The sequence below is a fragment of the Roseomonas alba genome, from assembly GCF_019430885.1.
Classification (GTDB): Bacteria; Pseudomonadota; Alphaproteobacteria; order Acetobacterales; family Acetobacteraceae; genus Neoroseomonas; species Neoroseomonas alba.
This window is the reverse complement of sequence record NZ_JAHYBZ010000001.1, coordinates 748,992-768,518: the sequence shown is the minus strand read 5'-3', so window position 1 is coordinate 768,518 and position 19,527 is coordinate 748,992. Positions and strand designations below refer to the sequence as shown.

Below are 19,527 nucleotides of genomic sequence, written 5' to 3'. Positions count from 1 at the left end.
GCCTTGTCGATCTGCGTGGGAAGCTCCCCGATGCGGTGGGCGCTGTGTCCGTTCCGGCCCCCTGCTGGCGGGAAGCATCGCGGGAATGGCTTGCGCTCCGGCGCGGCCGGCGATTTCAACCGGCGCCGGCGGCTTTCCCCACGGCACAATCCCGGCCGCCCCGCATCAGCCGGCGCACGTCTTTCCCGCCAGGCGGCTCAATGTCCCGCCGGGGCCGCGGCACCCAGTCTGGTCGTCCGCAGGCAGAGCGCGAGTGGCACCGCCGCCAGCGCGATCCACATCAGCACCCAGAACACATCGACATAGGCGAGAAGGCTCGCCTGCCGCCCGACCTCGCTGCCGATCCAGGCGAAGGCCTGCTGCTGCGCCTCCGGCAACAGGCTCCCATGGCTGTGGAAATACTCGGTCATCTGCTGCAGCGTCTGCTGGAAGGCCGGGTTGGACGGCACCGCGTTCTCCGCAAGGCGGGATTGGTGGAACTGCTCGCGATGCGCCAGCACGTTGCTGCCGATGGAAACGCCGATCGATCCGCCGGTGTTGCGCGCCATGTTGATCAGCGCCGAGGCCATGTCCGTCCGGTCCGGCGCAATGCCGTCGAAGGATGCGGTGGTGATCGGGATCAGCAGCAGCGGCAGCCCGATGCCCAGCAGCATCCGGGAATGCGCGAAGTACCAGAAGTCGACGGCGCCATACACGCTCGTCAGGCCATACATCGACACCGCGGCGATCACCGCCCCCGCGGCGATCAGGATGCGCGGCTGCACCCGCCCGGACAGCCGGCCGATGACGAGCATCATCGCCATCGTGACCAGCCCGCCGGGGGACAGCACAAGCCCCGCCCAGGTCGCCGTGTAGCCGAAAAGCTGCTGCACCAGGAGCGGCAGGAACTGCGTCGTCGCCAGCAGGATCGCCCCGGTCCCGAGCATGACGACGAAGCAGGCCCCGAACTGGCGTGTCGCGAGCATGCGCAGGTCGATCAGCGGCTGCCGGCGCGTCAGCTCCCAGGGGATCATCAGGATGAAGGCCAGCGCGCAGATCGCCGTCGCGGTGATGATGAAGGTCGATCCGAACCAGTCCTCCTCCAGCCCGCGATCGAGCACGACCTCCAGCGCCCCGAGGAAGGTCGCGACCAGGCCGAATCCCACCAGGTCGAACCGCCCCAGCGTCGCGCGTTCCGCCGCCGTCGCCCGCTGCGGGCGCAGCACCGCCATCACGGCCAGGATCCCGATCACGCCGACCGGCCCGTTGATCAGGAAGCACCAGTGCCAGGAATAGGTGTCGGACAGCCAGCCGCCGAGCGTCGGCCCGACCACGGGTGCCACGACCACCGCCAGTCCATAAAGCGCGAAGGCCTGGCCGCGCTTCGCCGGCGGAAAGGACGAAGCGAGGATCGACAAAGCCGCCGGCACCATGCCACCACCGCCCAGCCCCTGGAGGACGCGGAACAGCAGCAGCGATTCCAGGTTCCACGCGAAGCCGCAGGCGACCGAGCTCAGCGTGAAGAGCCCCAGGCACGCCTGGAAGAACAGCGTCCGCCCGAAGCGCTTCGCCAGGAAGGCGCTGGCCGTGACGATGACCGCATTGGCGACCAGGTAGCTGGTCACCACCCAGGACGCCTGGTCCTCGCTGACGCCGAGCCCGCCGGCGATGTAGGGCAGCGCCACATTGGCGATGGTGGTGTCGAGCACCTCCATGAAGCTCGCCGTGGCGACCAGCACCGCGACGAGCCACGGGTTCGGCACGGCCGCGGATGCCGCGGCGCCGGCCGTGCTGGCGGCCCCGCTCACAGCCACTGCCTCAGCCGCTCGTAGAGCGACGGCGTCGGATCGACGCGCACCGTCGGCACGACCGACATGCCCGGCCCCAGCGCGACGTCGGTGGGCGCGTTGTCGATGCCGATCTTGACCGGCACGCGCTGGGTGATCTTCACGTAGTTGCCGGTGGCATTCTGCGCGGGCAGCAGGGAGAAGGCCGTGCCCGACCCCGGCTGGACGCTGTCCACATGGCCCTGCAGATCGCGGCCGGGATAGGCATCCACCTCCAGCGCCGCGGCCTGTCCGGGCCGCATGCGGTCGAGCTGCGTCTCCTTGAAGTTCGCGGTCACCCAGATCTCGTCCGGGACGAACATCGTCAGGCTGGTGCCCGCCGCAACGTATTCGCCGACCCCGGCCGTCAGCGCCACGACCCGCCCCGGCTCCGCCGCCGTGATCGTCGTGTAGGACAGGTTGAGCCGCGCCTGGGTCTGCTGCGCGGTCGCCTGCTGCAGGCTTGCCGTGGCACCCGCCCGCTGCGCCGTCAGCGCCTGGACCTGGCGCCGCGCGGCATCGAGGGCGGCCTCCGCGGTGCGCAGCGCCGCCTGCTGCTGGCTGAGCTGCGAGGAGGTCTGCTCGGCCGTCTGCTCCGGCCCGTAACCGCGCCGGGCGAGGTCGGCATAGCGCACCGCCTGTTCCTGCGCGAAGGTCAGCGCGGCATGCGCCTGGTCGACCTGCGCCTGGTTCTGCGCGATCTGGGACTGCTGCACCGCGAGCTGCGCGTCGATGGCCGCGATGCTCGCCTGCGCCGCGGCGACCTGCGCATCGGCCTGTAGCAGGGCCGCGCGGAAGTCGCGGTCGTCGATGCGCACGATCACGTCGCCCGTCGTGACATGCTGGTTGTCCGTCACCGGCACCGCGACGATGTCGCCCGAGACCCTCGGCGCAATCGCGATCTGTCGCGCGGCGATGAAGGCGTCGTCGGTCGTCTCGAAGTGATTGCTGTGTTCCCAGTAGAGATAGCCCCCCGCGAACAGCACCGGCAGCAGGACCGATGCCACCGCCGCGCTCCGCGCATGGCGGCGGAAGAAGCCGGGCTGCGCACCGCCCTGGCCCGCCCCGGCCAACGGTGCCGCGTCCTCCGGGCTGGGGCCCTTCATGCGCGGCGCCGTGCCGTCGCCCTCGCCAGCCGGCGGGGCGGGACGAAGCCGCGTGACCTGCGCGGCCGTCTCGGTGGACTCTTGTTCCATGGCACGCATCGTCTTTCCTCGGATGTGGATACGATCCTGCCGCGGCCCGAGCGCACTCGATCAGCGGACACTGCGTGGGATAGACCGAGGTGCATCCGCGCGATTTCCGGACGATGCCGACCCTTGCGGATTCTCACGGTCACCCGGGGCTGTCGCGCCGCACCGGGCAGTGTCCCCGATCTGGGTTGCCGAAGCGCCTTGGGGAGTGCGGCAGGGCCATGTCCGTCGCGGGCAGGTGCCATGCGACGCGCGCCCGGCAACGCCGGAGGTATGCCGAAGGCCGTGCCCTATTGGGGCCGATCGTTGCCCAGAAGCGCTGTAGCGAGGCATTGCGCGATCGTGTCGCCATCGACCGGCTTGCTGAGATAGGCGCTGGCGCCCGCACCCATGACCTGCCCGCGCACCCGATCCGTGGGAAACGCGGTCATGAAGATGATCGGGAAATGCCGCCCGACGCTCCGCAGCCTGGCCTGGAGCTCGGCGCCCGTCATGCCCGGCATCTGCACGTCGAGGATCATGCAGGCAGGATCGTCATGGTCGCGATCCTCAAGGAAATCCCACGCCGAACCATAGCCGCGGACCGCATAGCCGAGCGAGCGAAGCAGGCTGGACAGCGCGCTCCGCACGGCCTCGTCGTCATCGACGACGGCGATCAGGGGAATCTGGTTCATCCGCAACACATCCTCAGCGCCGCGCCGCACCTGCGGCTATCCGATCGCGGCCCGCTCCTTATGGCGACTTGCGGCGCGCGGCGGAATCATACGGAGGTTTGGCGCCGGTCATGACGGCGGGCGCGGCAGCCCCAGGAGTTCCGCCTGGCGCACCAGCTCCGCGAGGGATCTGGCCTGCATCTTCCGCATGGCGTTGCCGCGGTGGATCTTCACCGTGATCTCGCTCAGCCCGATCATGCCGGCGACCTGCTTGTTCATCAGCCCGGCCACGACATGGATCATCACCTCGCGCTCGCGCGCCGTCAGGGTCTCGTAGCGTCCCCTCAGGTCGTTGGCCGCCTGCGCCTCCTTGCGCCGCTGACGGTCGCGCCCGACCGCGGCGGCCACGGCGTCGAGCATGTCCTGGTCGCGGAACGGCTTGGACAGGAAATCGACCGCGCCCGCCTTCATGGCGCGCACGCTCATCGGGATGTCGCCGTATCCCGTCATGAAGACGATGGGCACCGCGATGCCGCTGCGCGCCAGCTCCGCCTGGAGATCAAGCCCGCTCGCACCCGGCAGCCGCACATCCAGGATGATGCAGCCCGGCATCTCGGGGATTGACGCGCCCAGCAGTTCCGCCGGGGATGCATGCAGCCGCGTGGCGAAGCCGACCGACCGGAACAGGCTGTCGAGGGATTCGCGCACCGCCGCGTCGTCGTCGACGATGATCACGATCGCCTCGGCCGCCGGCTGCGATGGCGCGGCGCCGCCCTGACCCGGCTTCATCATGGCGCGGCAATCTCCTCTGTCGCGGCGGGCAGCCACAGGCGGAAGGCCGTCCCCTCGCCCGGGCGGCTTTCGACGGTCAGATGCCCCCCATGGGCCTCGGCGGTGGTGCGGCAGATGGCGAGGCCCATCCCCATACCCTGCTGCCGCGTCGTGAAGAAGGGTTCGAAGAGGCGCGGCAGATCCTCTGCGGCGATGCCCGGCCCGGTATCCGTCACGCTCAGCACGATGCCGCCCGCCTCGTCCCGTGTACCCGACACACGCAGCCGGCGCGGACGGTCCTGGGCCGCCATCGCCTGACCCGCATTCACCATCAGGTTCACCAGCACCTGCTGGAGCTGGATGCGGTCGCCGAGCACCATCGGCAGCCCGGGGGCGACATCGACGTCCAGTGCGACCTGCGCCGCCGACAGTTCCCGCTCGACCAGCAGCACCGCTTCCTCGACGAAGGTCGCGGCGTCCAGCAGGTCCCTCTGCACCGGCGCCTTCTTCACGAAGGATCGGATGCGCGCGACGATCTGGCCCGCGCGGCGCCCTTCGGCGACGATGCGGCTGATCGATTGATCCACCTCGCCGAGGTCCGGCGGATCACGCCGCAGCCAGCGCAGCCCGGCCTCGCCGCTCGTGACCACGGCCATCAGCGGCTGGTTCACCTCATGCGCGATGGAAGCTGACAGTTCGCCCAGCGTCGCCGCGCGTGCCGCATGCGCCAGCTCCGCCTGGGCGAGGAGCAGCGCATCCTGCGCCTGCCGGCGTTCGGCGATGTCCATCACGAAGATCAGGACGGTTCCATCACTGTCCTCCGGGCGCGGGAAGGTGATCGCGAACAGCACCGGGACGCGCGTGCCGTCATCGCGCAGGACCTCGGATTCACCTTCGTAGAAGGGCTCGCCCCGCGCGAAGGCGTCGAGCGTCTCGGCGAAAGTCCGGTCGCTGGCGACCAGCGGTCGCGCCCCGCCGTCGAGCAGCGGCGCCGCGGCGTCGCGTCCGAGCATGGCCAGCATGGCCGGGTTGACGCCGACGGTCCGCGTCAGCCCACGGATGCGCTCCGCCTGGCCGAGGGCGCTGCCGCCCGCCGCCCCCCGCGCCGCGAGTTCGGCCCGGACCCTGCTCCAATCCTCCTCGACGACGCCGACCCGGCTCGCATCGAACATGCGGCGATAGCGGCTTTCGCTGCGCAACAGGGCGGCGGTCGCCGCCTGGCTCTGCAGCGCCAGGATGGCCGAGATGCCGATCGCCGCGAGGCTGACGAAGGCGCGCACGGTCGGCGAGCCGACGTGATGGAGACCATGCATGGCGACATAGGCGAGCAGCGTCAGGGCCATGGTGCCCGCCGCCGCCGCGACGATGTCCCGCCGCCGCCCGCTGCGCGCCGCCAGCAGCACGACCACGACATAGAGCACCGCCACCGCGCCCTCGAGCGGCGTCAGCGTATCGACGAGGAAGATCGCCACGGTGAGGGCCGCGGCGAGCGCCAGAAAGGCCGTCCGGTTGGCCGCCTGCCGCGGCCGGTGCGCGCCCCGCGCGCTCGCGCGCCCTGGCCCTGCCTCGGGGGTTCGGTTCTCGCTCACGATCCTGCCACCATCTCCGCCGCGGGCCCAAGGCGCAGGGCCCCCGCAGCGTCGAGCATGCCCCGGCACGCCCGCACCCGATACTATACGGACGTTTGGGACAACCCCGCCCGTCGGCAGCCCTGCTTCCGGCGCGGTTCCAGGCGCCGTCTCAGCCGGCGCGCAGGATGGTCCGGAAAGTGGTGTAGCCGTCCCGGATGATGCGGCCATAGCCGGCGCCATCCTCCACCGCCGCCACGCCGACATAGCGGTCGGCGAATTCCGTCATTGCCGGCGAGCGCCCCAATTCCAGCATCAGAGATTCCCACCAGGCCGCCGCCTCGGGCGTCATGCGCCCCGGGCCGACGAAGCCGTAGCTGACGGGAAAGCAGAGCGGATAGCCGAGCGACCGGAAGGTCGGCACTTCCGGATGCCCGGGGATCGGAGTGGGCCCGCTCTCGACCATCAGCCGCACCGCGCCCTGTCGCAGCAGCGGCCCATAGTCCGGCGAGGCGACGCCCATGATGTGACCGCCGAGCAACGCCTGGATCGCTTCCGCCCCGCCACGGAAGGGTGCGGTCGTCGTCTCCACCCCCTCATGCTTGAAGGCTTCTTCGACCATCAGCTCAGCGATGCTGCGCGCGCCGGCGGTGCCCCAGGTGAACTTGCCGGGATTGGCCCGCGCGAAGGCAAGCACGCCCCGCCAGTCGGTGAAGGGGCTGTCCGCCCTGACGTAGAGCGGCAGCGGCTGCGCGATGAGCTGCGCGAGCGGCGTGATGTCGGTCAGCGGATCGTAGCCGACATTGCCCTGGTTCGGCAGCACGGCGAGCGCGCCGGCGCTGCCGAGCACGATCATCTGCCCCTCCGGCTGCGCCCGCGCCACGCGCTCCGTCGCGACCGTGCCGCCGGCACCGGGCCGGTTCTCGACGATCACCTGGGCGCCGCGCTTCTCCTTGGCCGCCTCGGCGACCAGGCGCGCCAGCGCATCGCCAATGCCGCCCGCGGCAAAGCCGACCACGATCGTCGCGGTGCCCGGCGGTGGCCGCCCCTGGCCCCATGCGCGCGAGACAGCGGCCGGCGTGGCGAGCGCCGCGATCGGCGCGGCGAGCAGGGATCGGCGGTTCATGGCAGGCTCCATCAAAGATCCGGCACATGGCGGGTCGCTATGGCCCGATGGCCCGCCACGCATCCTTCCGCAGCGCGGTCTGCGCGCCAAGGCGCAATCTTGTGCGATGCAGCAGTTTGACGGCATCCGGGCCCCATGAGTGAATAGCCACATGCCGCCCATCGCGATGCGCCGCGTCGCCCTTGCTGCACCGGCGCAGGACCGACCTCCCCGCATGGCCGTGATGCCGTCTCCCGCTGTCCCGATCGCAAAGGGTCCCGCATGAGCCTGCCGAACGAAGCGCCGCTGCCGCCGCTGGGTCGCGCGATCCGTCCCGCCTTCGCCCTCGACCCCGACTGGTTGACGGTGAGCCACGGCGCCTATGGCGCGACGCCCCGCCCGGTGCTGGACGCACAGACCGCCTGGCGCGCGCGGATGGAGGCGCAGCCCTCGGTCTTCTTCAAGCGCATCCTGCCCGGCGCGCTGCGTGACTCCGCCGCAGCGCTCGCGGCCTATTTGGGCGCGGACGCGCAGGACCTCGCCTTCGTCGAGAACGCCACCGCGGGCTGCAACGCCGTGCTGCAATCCCTCGCCTTCGTACCGGGCGATGAGATCCTCGTCCTCGACCACGGCTATCGCGCCGTGCGCAATGCCGCGCACCACGTTGCCTCGCGCAGCGGCGCGGCACTCGTCACCGTCGCCGTGCCCTGGCCCGATCCCGACCCTGACGAGATCATCCGCCGCGTCGCCGCCGCGCTCACGCCGCGCACGCGGCTCGCCATCCTCGACCACGTCACCTCGCCGAGTGCGCTGGTGCTGCCCATCGCGCAGCTCATCGCCGAATGCCAGGCGGCGGGCGCGAAAGTGCTGGTGGATGGCGCCCATGCGCCGGGCATGCTGCCACTCGACCTGCCGGCGCTCGGCGCCGACTGGTACGTCGGCAACTGCCACAAATGGCTGATGGCGCCGAAGGGGTCCGGCTTCCTCTGGGCCCAGCGCGACCGGCAGGACGGCCTGCACCCGACTGTGATCTCCCACCCCTATGGCGAGGGCTTCCCCGCGGAGTTCGACTACACCGGGACACGCGACAGCACCGCCTTTCTGTCCGTGCCTGCTGCGCTGGAGTTCTGCTCCGGGCTGGGCGGGGAAGCGCTGATGCGCCGCAACGCCGCCCTGGCGCGCGAGGGCGCGGTCCTGCTCGCCGCGCGCTTCGGCACACAGATCGGCGCGCCGGCCGAGATGAGCGCCGCCATGGCCACCATCCGCCTGCCCTGGCGCGGCGCCGCGACGCGCGAGGCCTCGAACGCGCTGCGCGAGACGCTGATCGAGACGCATCGCACCGATGTCCCGGTGCATCCGATCGGCGACGCGCTGTGGATCCGCATTTCCGCCCAGGCCTTCAACGAGATCGGCGACTACGAGGCCCTGGCCGATCGCTGCCTCGCCGCCTGCGCCTGACGGGCGGCGCCGTCCCGCCGCCGCGCCGCCGCCTCTACCGCTTCGTCAGCCACCTCTTGGCGATGCGGCAGGCCACCGTATAGGCCGGGTTGAAGACATTGCCGACATCGTAGCGGACCACCTGTCCCATCAGGTGGCTCGCCGCCCGCGCATCCAGGCCGTAATCCTCGCCGAGCCAGCGCGACATCTCGGTCGTCGCATGCTGCAACGCCTGGTCGAGCGGCCGCGCATTGCCGATGGTGAAGATGTCCTCCGCGGTCTCGCCCCGCGGCCAGGCGATGCTGCGCTTCAGGACTCGGAAGGTCACCTCCATCTCGAAGGAGGTCTCGATGCCCGTGCCGGTGATCTCGCCATCGCCCTGGCTGGCATGGCCGTCGCCCAGATAGAACAGCGCCCCGGGCACCGAGACCGGGAACCACGCCGTCGTCCCCGGCGCGAAGAGCCGGTAATCCATGTTGCCGCCATTCGGCCCGCTGGTCGCTGTGGAGATGGCCTGCCCGCCGGCCGGCGCGACGCCGAAGCAGCCGATCATGGGCTGGATGGCCGGCGCGAAATGCTCCAGGCCCCTGACCGGTTCCTGCAACCGCACGGTCCCGGCCGCCTGGTCGATGTCCCAGACGACGCGCTGCGAGGGCGGCCGGTCGATGATCGCCGCCGGGTCCAGCACGGTCAGCGCAAGCGGCGAATAGGTCCAGCCCGTCCCGCGGCTCGGCGTCAGCCGGTCGATGCGCACGGCGAGCGTGTCCCCCGGCTCCGCCCCCTCGATGAAGAACGGCCCGGTCATGGGGTTGGGCCGGCTCGCCACGGCGACCTCCCGCGCATCGAGGCCCGAGGCGTCGATCGTATCGGTCACCACCGTGTCGCCATCGGCGATGCGCAGGCAGGGCTCGGCCGTGCCGATGGCGTTGAAGTAGCGGGCGGGACGGAAATGATGCTTGGCCATCGGGCTCCCCGGGGAAAGGCTCCGGCGCCCGTCACGGCTTCTGGCCCGCCGGGCGACGGCGTCGGCGCGCAGGCTAGAGCGGTTCCCGGGAGGGTGGAACCGCCCGACCCCTGCCACGCCCCCTTGGTCCGCCCCGATCCCCTTCCGGCCCCGGCCCGCTTGCGCATCCCGCCGGCCGAACCAAGATCACCGCGGCCCGGGCGGCGCGCGGCGCTGCCTCCGGCGCGGGCGCCCTGCCCCGCCACGCCCGGCTGCCCCCCTCAAGGATGGAATGTCGCTCCAGGTGAACGAGGTCGTGACGCGGTGAGCCAACAGACCGAACTCGACAAGGTGAAGACCCGCATCCGGGCGCTGGCCGCGCGCACGGTCGAACGCGGCTGCTCGGAAGCCGAGGCGCTGGCCGCCGCCCAGAAGATCGGCGAGCTGCTCGAGGTCTACGGCCTGACCATGTCCGAGGTGGAATTGCGGCAGGAGACCTGCCTGCAACGCGAGATCGCCTTCACCGGCCCGCGCCTCCAGGCGCTCTCCGCCATCTTCCTCTCGGTGATCGACCTGACCGAGACCCGCGGCTGGATGGTCGGGCGCGACCACTTCGTCTTCTTCGGCCTCGAACCCGATGTGCTGATGGCGGAATACCTGATGCATCTGGTGGCGGGCGCGGTCGATCACGAGGAAGCCCTGTTCCGCGCCAGCGATGCCTATCGCCGCAGTCGCGCCACGCCCCAGAACCGCCTGCGCAGCTTCCGCTACGGCTTCGCCGAGCGCGTGTCGACGCGCATCGAGGAATTCGCCGCCCATCGCCGTGCCGCGGAGGAGGCCGCGCGCCAGCCGACCTCGACCGGCACCGCCCTCGTCCTGGTGAAGGAACAGATCATCGCGGAAGGCTTCGGCGAGCTCGGCATTCGCCTGCGCACCAGCTACACGACGCGGACGGTGCGCGACGGCGCCGCCTACCGGAAGGGCGTCGAGGCCGGCGGCCGCGTGAACCTGCAAAGACCTGTCCGCGGCGCCGGCGGCACGATGCGCCTGCCCGGCCGGACCCGATGACCAGCGCACGGGACGAACGCCTCTACGCCTGGGAGAACCGCGTCGTCGCCCCGCTCGACCGGTCCATCGTGCCGTTCGGGCAGATGCAGGCGCTCATCGACCATGTCTGGACCACGGAGGGGCTGCGCTGGCCGCCCCGCATCCGGCCGCGGAAGGCGACGAAGGCGGTGCTCGCCACCGGCAGCCGCCTCGCCATCGAAGCCCCCGAATCCCTGCCGAGCTGGGTCCTGCTGCACGAGATCGCCCACGCCATGACCAGCACGGCCGAGGGCCGCGGCGCCGGCCACGGCCCCGATTTCGTCGGCGTCTACGTGCGGCTGCTGGTCCGCTTTTGCCGCCTCGACCCCGCGCTGCTCGCCGAGACCCTCGCCGCCGACGGTATCCGGTGGAACGCGGACGCCCGACCCACCTTCCTCGACCCTGGCTGACCCCCGTCGCCCCCACCCGCCCGGGCCGGCGTTCCGCGCATGATCCGTTCGATCCTGCCCGCCGGATCGGGTGATTTCACCTTCCGCCGTCCCGCTCTAGGCTGCCCGCGCGTCTTCGGGGACAGGTGCACGACATGACATTGGCGATGAGCTGGGACGAATGGGCCGCGCAGGATGCCGTCGCGCTGGCCGGCCTCGTCCGCCAGGGGGCGCTGACGCCGGCCGAGCTCGCGGCCCAGGTTGCCGCCGGCATCGCCGCGACGAATGCCGCGGTCAGCGCCGTCGTCGAGGTGTTCGACGACGTGGTGGCCGATCCGCTGAAGGACGGCATGGACCCCGCCGGCCCCTTCGCCGGCGTGCCCTACCTGATGAAGGATCTCGGCCCGACCCTGAAGGGGCGATTGCAGGAGATGGGCTCGCTGCTGATGCGCGGCAACCGCGCCGCGGCGGACAGCTACCTGGCCGGCCGCATCCGCCGGGCCGGACTGAACATCATGGGCCGGACGACAACGCCCGAATTCGGCTGCTGCAGTTCGGCCGAGAACCCCGCCGTCTATGTCACGCGCAATCCCTGGGACACCGACTACACCACCTGCGGCTCCTCGGCCGGCAGCGCGGCGATGGTCGCGGCGGGCGTGCTGCCGATCGCGCACGCCACCGATGGCGGCGGGTCAATCCGCATCCCCGCCGGCGTGAACGGCGTGATCGGGCTGAAGCCCTCCCGCGGCGTCTTCTCCATCGCCCCCGCCGCGTCGGACCTGACGGGGCTGGTCTCCATCCAGGGCTGCCTGACCCGCAGCGTGCGCGACACGGCGCTGTTCGTGGATTCCTGCCGGGGCGGCGCGCCGGGCGAGTTCATGCCCTACTGGACCGCGCCCGAATCCTGTTCGGCGCTGATCGAACGCGACCCCGGCCGGCTCCGCATCGCGCTGTCGCATGAATGGGGCGACTACCGCGCCACGCCGCAACGGGTGGAGGAACTCGCCCGCGTCGGCCGCTTCCTCGAAGGCCTCGGCCACCACGTCGCCTGGACGGTACCGGCGGTCGATTTCCGTGCCGCCTTCGCCGCCCAGACCACCTGCTACATCAGCAATTTCGCGCAGACCATCGCCAACCTGCTCGCCCAGCGCGGCCTCGACCGCCCGCCGGCCGACCTGGTCGAACCCATCAACATCCGCATCTGGGAATACGGCCGCGACATCTCCTATGCGGAACGCGCGCGCATGCAGGGGGTGTTCAACACCACCTCCCGCGCCTTCGGCGCCTTCTTCGAGGATTGGGACATCATCCTGACCCCGATCACCGCCCTGCCGACGCCGCGCATCGGCACGACGGAATACCTGACGATCAGCGACAATCCCGACGTGCTCGACTGGTTCGCCAATCTGTGGCGCAACTTCGCCTATACGCCGCTCGCGAACCTCGCCGGCATTCCGGCGATCTCGCTGCCGCTCGCCACGCAGGACAACGGGCTGCCGCTGGGCATCCAGGCCCTGGCCCGCCAGGCGAATGACGGGCTGCTGCTGCAATTGGCGGCGCAGATCGAACGCGCGATCGGCGGCCGATGGAACGACGGCAGGCGGCCCGGCGTGCATGTCGCGGCGCCATAGGGCGAAGGGCGCGGGGTTCGGCCGGCAGCAGCGGGCGAGGATCAGCCCCATCCACGCCACCTGACGGCGGATGCACGGGGCGCTGCCGCTCTTCAAGCCTCTCCACGCCACGGAATCCCATTCACGTTGCCATGCAACGTGAATGGAGGCGCATCGACCGAACGGCCTTTGGAAACCTCGACCTGGCATCTCGCGGCACGGTTCAGCCATCCATCGGCGCATGCTCGTGGCCCGGCGCCCGGATGCATGCGGGGCACAACGCACCCACGCCTCGAAAGAACCGCATCGCGCCAAGCGTCGGTTCCGAAGGCAGGGCCCTTGCCGGGCGTGCCGCCAAGATGAGAGGAGTGGCAGGATCCGTCCCGCTTCCCCATGTCGCGCCCGGCGGCACCCCCATCCATTCCGACAGGAACTCGCCATGCGCCTCACGGATTTCACCACCCTGACCTTCGACTGCTACGGCACCCTGATCGACTGGGAGAGCGGCATCCACGCGGCCCTGCAGCCGCTCCTGGCGAAGGCCGGCACGGCGCTGTCGCGCGACGCTGCGCTCGAGGCTTTCGGCGAAGCCGAGGCCGCGCAGGAAGCGGAGACGCCGCGCATGATCTACTCGGATATCCTCACCGAAGTGCATCGCCGCCTCGCCAAGGCCTGGGACGTCACGATGGCCGAGGAGGACCATCGCCGCTTCGGCGCCTCCGTGCCCGACTGGCCGGCCTTCCCGGACTCCCCCGCCGCGCTGGCCTATCTCAAGCAGCACTACCGGCTCGTCATCCTGTCCAATGTGGACCGCGTCAGCTTCGCCGGCAGCAACCGCCGCCTCGGCGTGACCTTCGATGCCATCTGCACGGCGCAGGACATCGGCTCCTACAAGCCCGACCTCGCGAATTTCGACTTCATGCTGCGTCATCTCGCGACCATGGGCGTCGGCAAGGCCGATATCCTCCACACCGCGCAGAGCCTGTTCCACGACCATGTGCCGGCGAAGAAGATCGGCCTGGCCACAGCCTGGATCGACCGCCGCCACGACCGGCCCGGCTGGGGCGCAACGCCGGAACCCGCCGAGGCCGGCCGCTACGATTTCCGCTTCGAAAGCCTCGGCGCCCTGGCCGAGGCCCACAAGGCCGCGGCCGCCGACTGATACCGATGGGATCGGCGGGGCTCCGCCTGGCAGGCCCCGCGACGACCGGAACTGTGGAACCGGAGACCGGCTTTGCCCCTCTCCGGACGTCTCCCCACCGAAGGCCAGAGGGCCTTTGGAAACCGATACCTGGTGTTGCGCAGCACTGTTGGCCGGCGACGCCGCGCGCCCACCATGCGGGGTGCCGGCCATTTGCGGCGCGCCGGGCTCGGAACCACTCGTCCTCAGGGGGAAGGACCGCGATGCCCCGCACTAGATGGAAGTCTGCAAAGGCCCTTCGGCCTTTGCTGGGGTGAGCCCGAGAGGGGCAATGCCCCACCCGGTTCCACCGCCCAGGAAACAGCACCGCTGCGACGCCTGCCCTTACGGCCCGGGAAAGTGGCAGGCCACGGCATGCTCCGCCCCATCCCCCAGCAGCGCGGGGTCCTGTTCCGCGCAGAGCCCCGCCGCGCGCGGGCAGCGCGTGCGGAACCGGCAGCCGGATGGCAGGTTGGTCGGGCTGGGCGGCTCGCCTTCCAGCGCGAAGCTGTCGGTGACGCGCGCCCCGCCGATCTTCGGGATCGCCGCCAGCAGAGACTGCGTATAGGGGTGCTGCGGCGCGGCGAAGATCGCCTCGGTCTGCCCGATCTCGACGATGCGGCCGAGATACATCACCGCGACCCGATGGCAGACCAGCCGCACGACGGACAGGTCGTGCGAGATGAACAGATAGGTCAGCCCGAAGGCGCGCTGCAGGTCGAGGAACAGGTTCAGGATCGTCGCCTGCACCGACACGTCGAGCCCCGATGTCGGCTCATCGAGGATCACCACCGAAGGCTTCAGCGTCAGGATGCGCGCCAGCCCCACGCGCCGCTGCTGCCCGCCGCTGATTTCGTGCGGATAGAGATCAAGATGCGTCTCCGGCAGCCCGACCGCCTTCAGGATCTCGCGCACGCGCGTCTCGCGTTCCGCCGTGGGCAGGTCGGTGTGGACGATCAGCGGCTCATGCAGGGACGACCGGATGGTCCAGCGCGGATCGAGCGAGGCCCCCGGGTCCTGGTAGCAGTATTGCAGATGCTCGCGGTATTTCCGCGCCTGTGCCGGCGTCAGCCCCGCGACATCGTTCCCCTCGAAGACGACGCGGCCCGATGTCGCCGGCTGGATGCCCATCAGCGTCTTGCCGAGGGTGGATTTGCCGCAGCCGGACTCGCCCACGATCCCCAGGATCTCGCCGCGCCGCACGTCGAAGGACACGCCATCGACCGCGCGCAGCCAGCCGACCCGGCGTTTCCAGACATTGCGGACGGGGAAATGCTTGTGCAGCCCGTCGACGCTGAGGATCGGCTCCACGGTCATGCGCCGCCCTCCAGCGGGTGGTGGCAGCGCACCGTATGGCCCGCCGCCACGGCCTCGGGCGGCGGCCTCGTGGTCCGGCATTCCTCCGTCGCGCGTTCGCAGCGCGGGTGGAAGCGGCATCCCGATGGCGGGTCGATCAGCCGGGGGATCTCCCCGGCGATGCCGCGGATGCCGTTCTCCGACGACGGCAGGCTGTCGAGCAGCTTGCGCGTGTACGGATGCGACGGCGCGTCGAAGAAGCTCGCCACCGGCGCTTCCTCGACCTCCTGCCCCGCATACATCACCGTGATGCGGTCGCAGATCTCATAGGCCGTGCCGAGGTCGTGCGTGGTGAACAGCACCGCGACGCCATGCTCCCGCGCCAGGCGCTTGAGCAGCGTCAGGATCTGCGCCTGCACCGTCACGTCGAGCGCCGTGGTCGGCTCATCGGCGATGACGAGCTGCGGTTCGGGCAGCAGCGCCATGGCGATCATCAGCCGCTGGCGCTGGCCGCCGGAGACTTCATGCGGATACTTCCGCAGCACGCCCTCCGGGTCGGGCAACTGCACCATGCGGAGCAATTCCAGCACCCGGGCGCGATCCTGCCGCCGGCGGTCCCGCCCCGACAGCGCGCCCCCGCGCAGCAGTGGCGACTTGAAGCGCATCAGGTCGTCGATCTGCGTGCCGATGGTGAAGACCGGGTTGAAGGCGGTGAACGGGTCCTGCGGGATATAGGCGATCGCCCGCCCGCGGATCTCGCTCGCCAGCGTCTTTTCCCCGAGCCCCAGCAGGTCCCGTCCCTCGAAGCGGATCTCTCCCGCCTCGATGCGCGTCGCATGGGGCGGCAGGATGCCGAGGATGGATCGCGCCAGCGTCGTCTTGCCGCAGCCGGATTCGCCGACCAGCCCCATGATCTCGCCGCGCCGGATGGTCAGATCCACCCCATCGAGCACGCGCGCCACCCCGGCATCCGAGCCGAAGGAGACCCGCAGCCCGCGCACCGCGATCAGGTCACTTTCCATGCCGGGCCGCCCGCCTCAGCCGCGGATCGAGCACGTCGCGCAGCCCATCGCCCAGCAGGTTGAACCCCATCACGACCAGGAAGATGGCCAGCCCCGGAAACGCCGCATACCACCAGGCCATCGGCAGGAACTCGCGCGATTCCGCGATGGTCCGCCCCCATTCGGGCGTCGGCGGCGGCGGCCCAAGCCCCAGGAATCCCAGCGTTGCCGCCGTCAGGATCGTCCCGCCCATGCCGATGGTGGTGCGCACGATGATGGAGGAGGAGATCGACGGCAGGATATGCAGCACCATGACGCGATAGGGCGAGCAACCCAGCGCGATCGCCGCCTCGACGAAGGGCTCGTTCTTGCAGGACCGCGTCTCGGCGAAGACCAGGCGCGCCCAGAACGGCCAATAGGTCGCCGACAGCGCCAGGATCACGTTCTCGATCGACGGCCCCAGCGTCTGCGCGATGGCGATCGCCAGCACGATCTGCGGCACGGCGAGGAAGATGTCCGACACCCGCATCAGCAGGTCGCTGCCGATCCCCTCGTAGTAGCCGGCGATCAGCCCGATCGGCACGCCGATCGCGACCGCGACCGCGATGGCGGTCACCGCGATGGTGATGGTGATGCGCGCCCCGAACAGCAGGCGCGAATAGATGTCGCTGCCCATGCGGTCGGTGCCGAGCCAGTTCTCCGCCCCCGGCGCCGACAGCCTCCGCGCGGTGTGGAACTCCGCCACATCCCCCGGATGCGTCGACAGCAGCGGCGCGAGCACCGCCGCGAGCACGAGCAGGACGATCAGGACCAGGCCGAGCAGCGCCGCCCGGTCCTCCATCAGCTTCCTCAGGATACGCAGCATCAGCGGGCCTCCCGCGGATCGATCATGCCGTGGAGGATATCGACGATGAGGTTCACCACGATGAACATCGTCCCGACGACGACTGTGAAGCCCATCACCGCATTGTAGTCCGATGACAGGATGGAATTGACGGCGAAGGTGCCGAGCCCCGGCCAGTCGAACACCGCCTCCACCACCACCGCGCCGGCCAGCAGGATGCCAAAGATCAGGCCGATCTGGGTGACGGTACCGATCAGCGCGTTGCGCAGCACGTATTTCCAGATGACCAGCCGGCGCGGATAGCCCATCGCCGTCTCATACAGCACGTAGTTGGATTGCAGCGCGTCCAGCACGCCCGCGCGGGTGAAGCGCACGATGGTCGCCGTCGCCGGCACGGCCAGCGTGATCACCGGCAGGATCATGTGCTGCAGCGCATCGAGCAGGATCTCATGGTCCTGCAGGATCAGCGCGTCGATCAGGTAGAAGCCGGTGATCTGTTCCGGCCCCCAGCCTTCTACCCGCCCGCCCAGCGGCGTCACCCCGAGCCGCATGGAGAACAGGAGCTGGAGCAGGATCGCGAACCAGAAGCTCGCGATGGCGAGGCCCGCGATCGTCACCACCCGCAGCGCATGGTCCAGCCAGGAATTGCGCCGCAGCGCGGAAACGACGCCGAGCGGCACGCCGACGACCGTCGCCACCACCACCGTGACCAGGGTGAGTTCGAGCGTCGCCGGCAGCCGGCTGAGCAGATCCTCCGCCACCGGCCGGCCGGTATAGATCGAGCGCCCCATATCCCCATCGAAGATCGAGACGATGTAGCGCCAGAACTGCACATGCAGCGGCTGGTCGAGCCCGAGCCTCGTGCGGATCGCCGCGATCGTCTCCGGCGTCGCATTCTCCCCGGCGACGAAGGCCGCGGGGTCCGCCGGCACGATGTGCGAGATGAAGAAGACGATCGCGAGCAGCCCAAGCAGCGTCGGCACGAACCAGGCGAGCCGGTTCACGATCAGGACGACCGTCTTCATGCCTTCGCCGCTCCGGGCCTGCCAGCCGTAATCAGGTGATGCGCAGCCACCGCATCTCCTGCCCGTCGCCGATCGGGCAGAAGCGCACGCCCTGCACGTTCTTGCGGAAGGGGCCGTACCATTTGGTGTTGTGGATGAAGACGCAGGCCGCATCCTCGCTGCTGATGCGCGCCACCTGTTCGTAGAGCGGCGCGCGGCGCGCCTGGTCCGGTACGGCGAGGGCCTCGGCCAGCAGCCGGTCCACCTCCGGGTTGGTATAGTAGCTGGCGTTGCCGCCGCGATGGCGGTTGCTGGCAAGGATCTCGCCGGCCCAGTTGTGCGGGTCGGCGTAGTAGGTGCTGCGCCAGAGGAACAGCATGTCGTACATCTGCTCCGGATCGCGCATCTTGTTGGACACGACCGGCCAGGGCTCGTTCAGCAGCCGGCTCTGGATGCCGGCGCGTGACAGGCCGTTCTGCAGCAGCGCCGCCGCCTGCATGGACTGCTCATAGCCCACCATGCCGGCGACGGTGATCTCCCGCAGCGGCGCCTGGACCCGCTGGAGGTACCATTTCGCCTTGTCGATATCGTAGGTGTAGCCCACGACATCCTTGGGCGCCCCCCACATCGGGTTCGGGATCACCTGGGTGTTGCGCACCACCGATCCGCCCAGGATGTTGTTGATCCAGCCATCGTAGTCGAAGCAGTGGCAGACCGCCTTGCGGAAGTTCGCATCGGTGAAGGGCGGACGCTGGTGGTGCATGGTGGCGTAGAAGAGCCGCGTCGACTCCGCCTCCATGATGTTCATGTTCGCATCGCCCTGCAGCCGCGTGATCTGGTCCTGCGGCATGTAGGGATCGGTGCCCTGAAAATCGCCGCGCACCAGGCCAAGCACGCGGCTGTTCACCTCGGCCACATAGCGGAAGTCGATCTCCTGCAGGCCCGCCGCCCCCAGGAAATGCTGGTCGTAGCGCTGGGCGAGAAAGCCGCGCGCCGGATCGAAGCGCCGCAGGATATACGACCCCGACCCCGCATCGTTGCGCGCGATCCACTCCTGGCCCCAGTCGCCATCCTTCTCGTTCCGCTTCACCAGCGCGCTGTTCACGATGTAGATGTCGTGGGTGATCGCCGCGAAGATCGCCGACGCTTCCTTCAGGTTGAATTCCACCGTCAGCCTGTCGCGCGCCTTGGTCGAGCCCGGCTCGATCAACGGCGCGAACAGCGGATAGGCGCCCTTCTTCACCGCCAGGATGCGGTCCATCGAATAGACCACGTCCTCCGCGGTCAGGTCCGTGCCGTCATGGAACTTCACGCCGGCCCGCAGCTTGAACACATACTGCTTGCCGTCGTCGGACACCGTGTAGCTCTCGGCCAGCCATGGTTCGAGCTTCGGCGGATTGTCGAGCCAGCGCATCAGCCCGTCATAGAGGTTCAGGCGATAGGCGACGCGGCCGACATCGAAGGTTGCATGCGGATCCATCGTGTCGAAGGCGCTGCCATTGGCAAAGACGATGCGCCCGCCGCCGCGCTGCGCCAGCGCGGCGCCGGGCAGGCCCATCATCGCCGTCCCGGCGGCGGCTGCCTTCAGCAGGTCACGTCGTCCGGTGCCCGCGGGCACGGCGTGTTCGCGGCGCTGTTCCAT

The 19,527-nt window shown here is 70.0% G+C and carries 17 protein-coding genes; 5 read left to right on the top strand and 12 right to left on the bottom strand.

Annotated features, from left to right (window positions below):
* Positions 1-197: 197 nt before the first annotated feature.
* The 6 genes from KPL78_RS03515 to KPL78_RS03490 form a co-directional block, all read right to left on the bottom strand.
* Positions 198-1,787, bottom strand: a complete 1,590-nt coding sequence (locus tag KPL78_RS03515) for a DHA2 family efflux MFS transporter permease subunit (RefSeq protein WP_219761494.1) — start codon at positions 1,785-1,787, stop codon at positions 198-200.
* Entirely contained in the window at positions 1,784-3,001 is a 1,218-nt protein-coding gene (locus KPL78_RS03510; protein ID WP_219761493.1) for an HlyD family secretion protein, read from the bottom strand. The genes KPL78_RS03515 and KPL78_RS03510 overlap by 4 nt, the downstream gene beginning before the upstream one ends.
* Before the next feature lie 287 nt (positions 3,002-3,288).
* Positions 3,289-3,672, bottom strand: coding sequence for a response regulator transcription factor (locus KPL78_RS03505; protein ID WP_219761492.1), 384 nt, complete (start codon positions 3,670-3,672; stop codon positions 3,289-3,291).
* 108 nt (positions 3,673-3,780) lie between these two features.
* A complete protein-coding gene (locus KPL78_RS03500) occupies positions 3,781-4,443 on the bottom strand; it encodes a response regulator transcription factor (RefSeq protein ID WP_255568532.1) in 663 nt (220 codons plus the stop codon).
* Positions 4,440-6,011 carry a sensor histidine kinase gene (locus KPL78_RS30720; protein WP_219761491.1) on the bottom strand — a complete coding sequence of 524 codons (1,572 nt, stop codon included), beginning with the start codon at positions 6,009-6,011 and terminating at the stop codon, positions 4,440-4,442. The genes KPL78_RS03500 and KPL78_RS30720 overlap by 4 nt, the downstream gene beginning before the upstream one ends.
* A 151-nt stretch (positions 6,012-6,162) precedes the next feature.
* Positions 6,163-7,116, bottom strand: coding sequence for a tripartite tricarboxylate transporter substrate binding protein (locus KPL78_RS03490; RefSeq protein WP_219761490.1), 954 nt, complete (start codon positions 7,114-7,116; stop codon positions 6,163-6,165).
* 261 nt (positions 7,117-7,377) lie between these two features.
* On the opposite strand from KPL78_RS03490, the gene KPL78_RS03485 reads away from it, so the two are divergent.
* Positions 7,378-8,553 (top strand): aminotransferase class V-fold PLP-dependent enzyme, encoded by a 1,176-nt coding sequence (locus KPL78_RS03485; protein WP_219761489.1) that lies wholly within the window; start codon positions 7,378-7,380, stop codon positions 8,551-8,553.
* A gap of 34 nt (positions 8,554-8,587) precedes the next feature.
* Here the strand turns inward: KPL78_RS03485 and KPL78_RS03480 are convergent, their stop codons facing one another.
* Complete coding sequence (locus KPL78_RS03480) at positions 8,588-9,496, bottom strand: acetamidase/formamidase family protein (protein WP_219761488.1); 909 nt, start codon at positions 9,494-9,496, stop codon at positions 8,588-8,590.
* 303 nt (positions 9,497-9,799) lie between these two features.
* Between KPL78_RS03480 and KPL78_RS03475 the strand changes: the two genes are divergently transcribed.
* The 4 genes from KPL78_RS03475 (at position 9,800) to KPL78_RS03460 (ending at position 13,722) form a co-directional block, all read left to right on the top strand.
* Positions 9,800-10,543 (top strand): DUF2786 domain-containing protein, encoded by a 744-nt coding sequence (locus KPL78_RS03475; protein WP_219761487.1) that lies wholly within the window; start codon positions 9,800-9,802, stop codon positions 10,541-10,543.
* Positions 10,540-10,971: a SprT family zinc-dependent metalloprotease gene (locus KPL78_RS03470; RefSeq protein WP_219761486.1), complete on the top strand. Its 432-nt coding sequence runs from the start codon at positions 10,540-10,542 to the stop codon at positions 10,969-10,971. Before KPL78_RS03475 ends, KPL78_RS03470 begins: the two co-directional genes overlap by 4 nt.
* A 134-nt stretch (positions 10,972-11,105) precedes the next feature.
* Positions 11,106-12,581, top strand: a complete 1,476-nt coding sequence (locus tag KPL78_RS03465) for an amidase (RefSeq protein ID WP_219761485.1) — start codon at positions 11,106-11,108, stop codon at positions 12,579-12,581.
* Between the two features lie 418 nt (positions 12,582-12,999).
* Positions 13,000-13,722: a haloacid dehalogenase type II gene (locus tag KPL78_RS03460; RefSeq protein WP_219761484.1), complete on the top strand. Its 723-nt coding sequence runs from the start codon at positions 13,000-13,002 to the stop codon at positions 13,720-13,722.
* A gap of 363 nt (positions 13,723-14,085) precedes the next feature.
* On the opposite strand, the gene KPL78_RS03455 is transcribed toward KPL78_RS03460, so the two are convergent.
* Genes KPL78_RS03455 through KPL78_RS03435 form a run of 5 tightly spaced genes read right to left on the bottom strand, consistent with a single transcriptional unit; the run spans position 14,086 to position 19,527 of the window.
* Positions 14,086-15,057, bottom strand: a complete 972-nt coding sequence (locus KPL78_RS03455) for an ABC transporter ATP-binding protein (RefSeq protein WP_219761483.1) — start codon at positions 15,055-15,057, stop codon at positions 14,086-14,088.
* On the bottom strand, positions 15,054-16,058 hold the full coding sequence (locus KPL78_RS03450; RefSeq protein ID WP_219761482.1) for an ABC transporter ATP-binding protein: 1,005 nt from the start codon (positions 16,056-16,058) through the stop codon (positions 15,054-15,056). The genes KPL78_RS03455 and KPL78_RS03450 overlap by 4 nt, the downstream gene beginning before the upstream one ends.
* Complete coding sequence (locus KPL78_RS03445) at positions 16,048-16,902, bottom strand: ABC transporter permease (RefSeq protein ID WP_219761481.1); 855 nt, start codon at positions 16,900-16,902, stop codon at positions 16,048-16,050. Before KPL78_RS03445 ends, KPL78_RS03450 begins: the two co-directional genes overlap by 11 nt.
* Positions 16,902-17,906 carry an ABC transporter permease gene (locus KPL78_RS03440; protein WP_219761480.1) on the bottom strand — a complete coding sequence of 335 codons (1,005 nt, stop codon included), beginning with the start codon at positions 17,904-17,906 and terminating at the stop codon, positions 16,902-16,904. The genes KPL78_RS03445 and KPL78_RS03440 overlap by 1 nt, the downstream gene beginning before the upstream one ends.
* Positions 17,907-17,937: 31 nt before the next feature.
* Positions 17,938-19,527: an ABC transporter substrate-binding protein gene (locus tag KPL78_RS03435; protein WP_219761479.1), complete on the bottom strand. Its 1,590-nt coding sequence runs from the start codon at positions 19,525-19,527 to the stop codon at positions 17,938-17,940.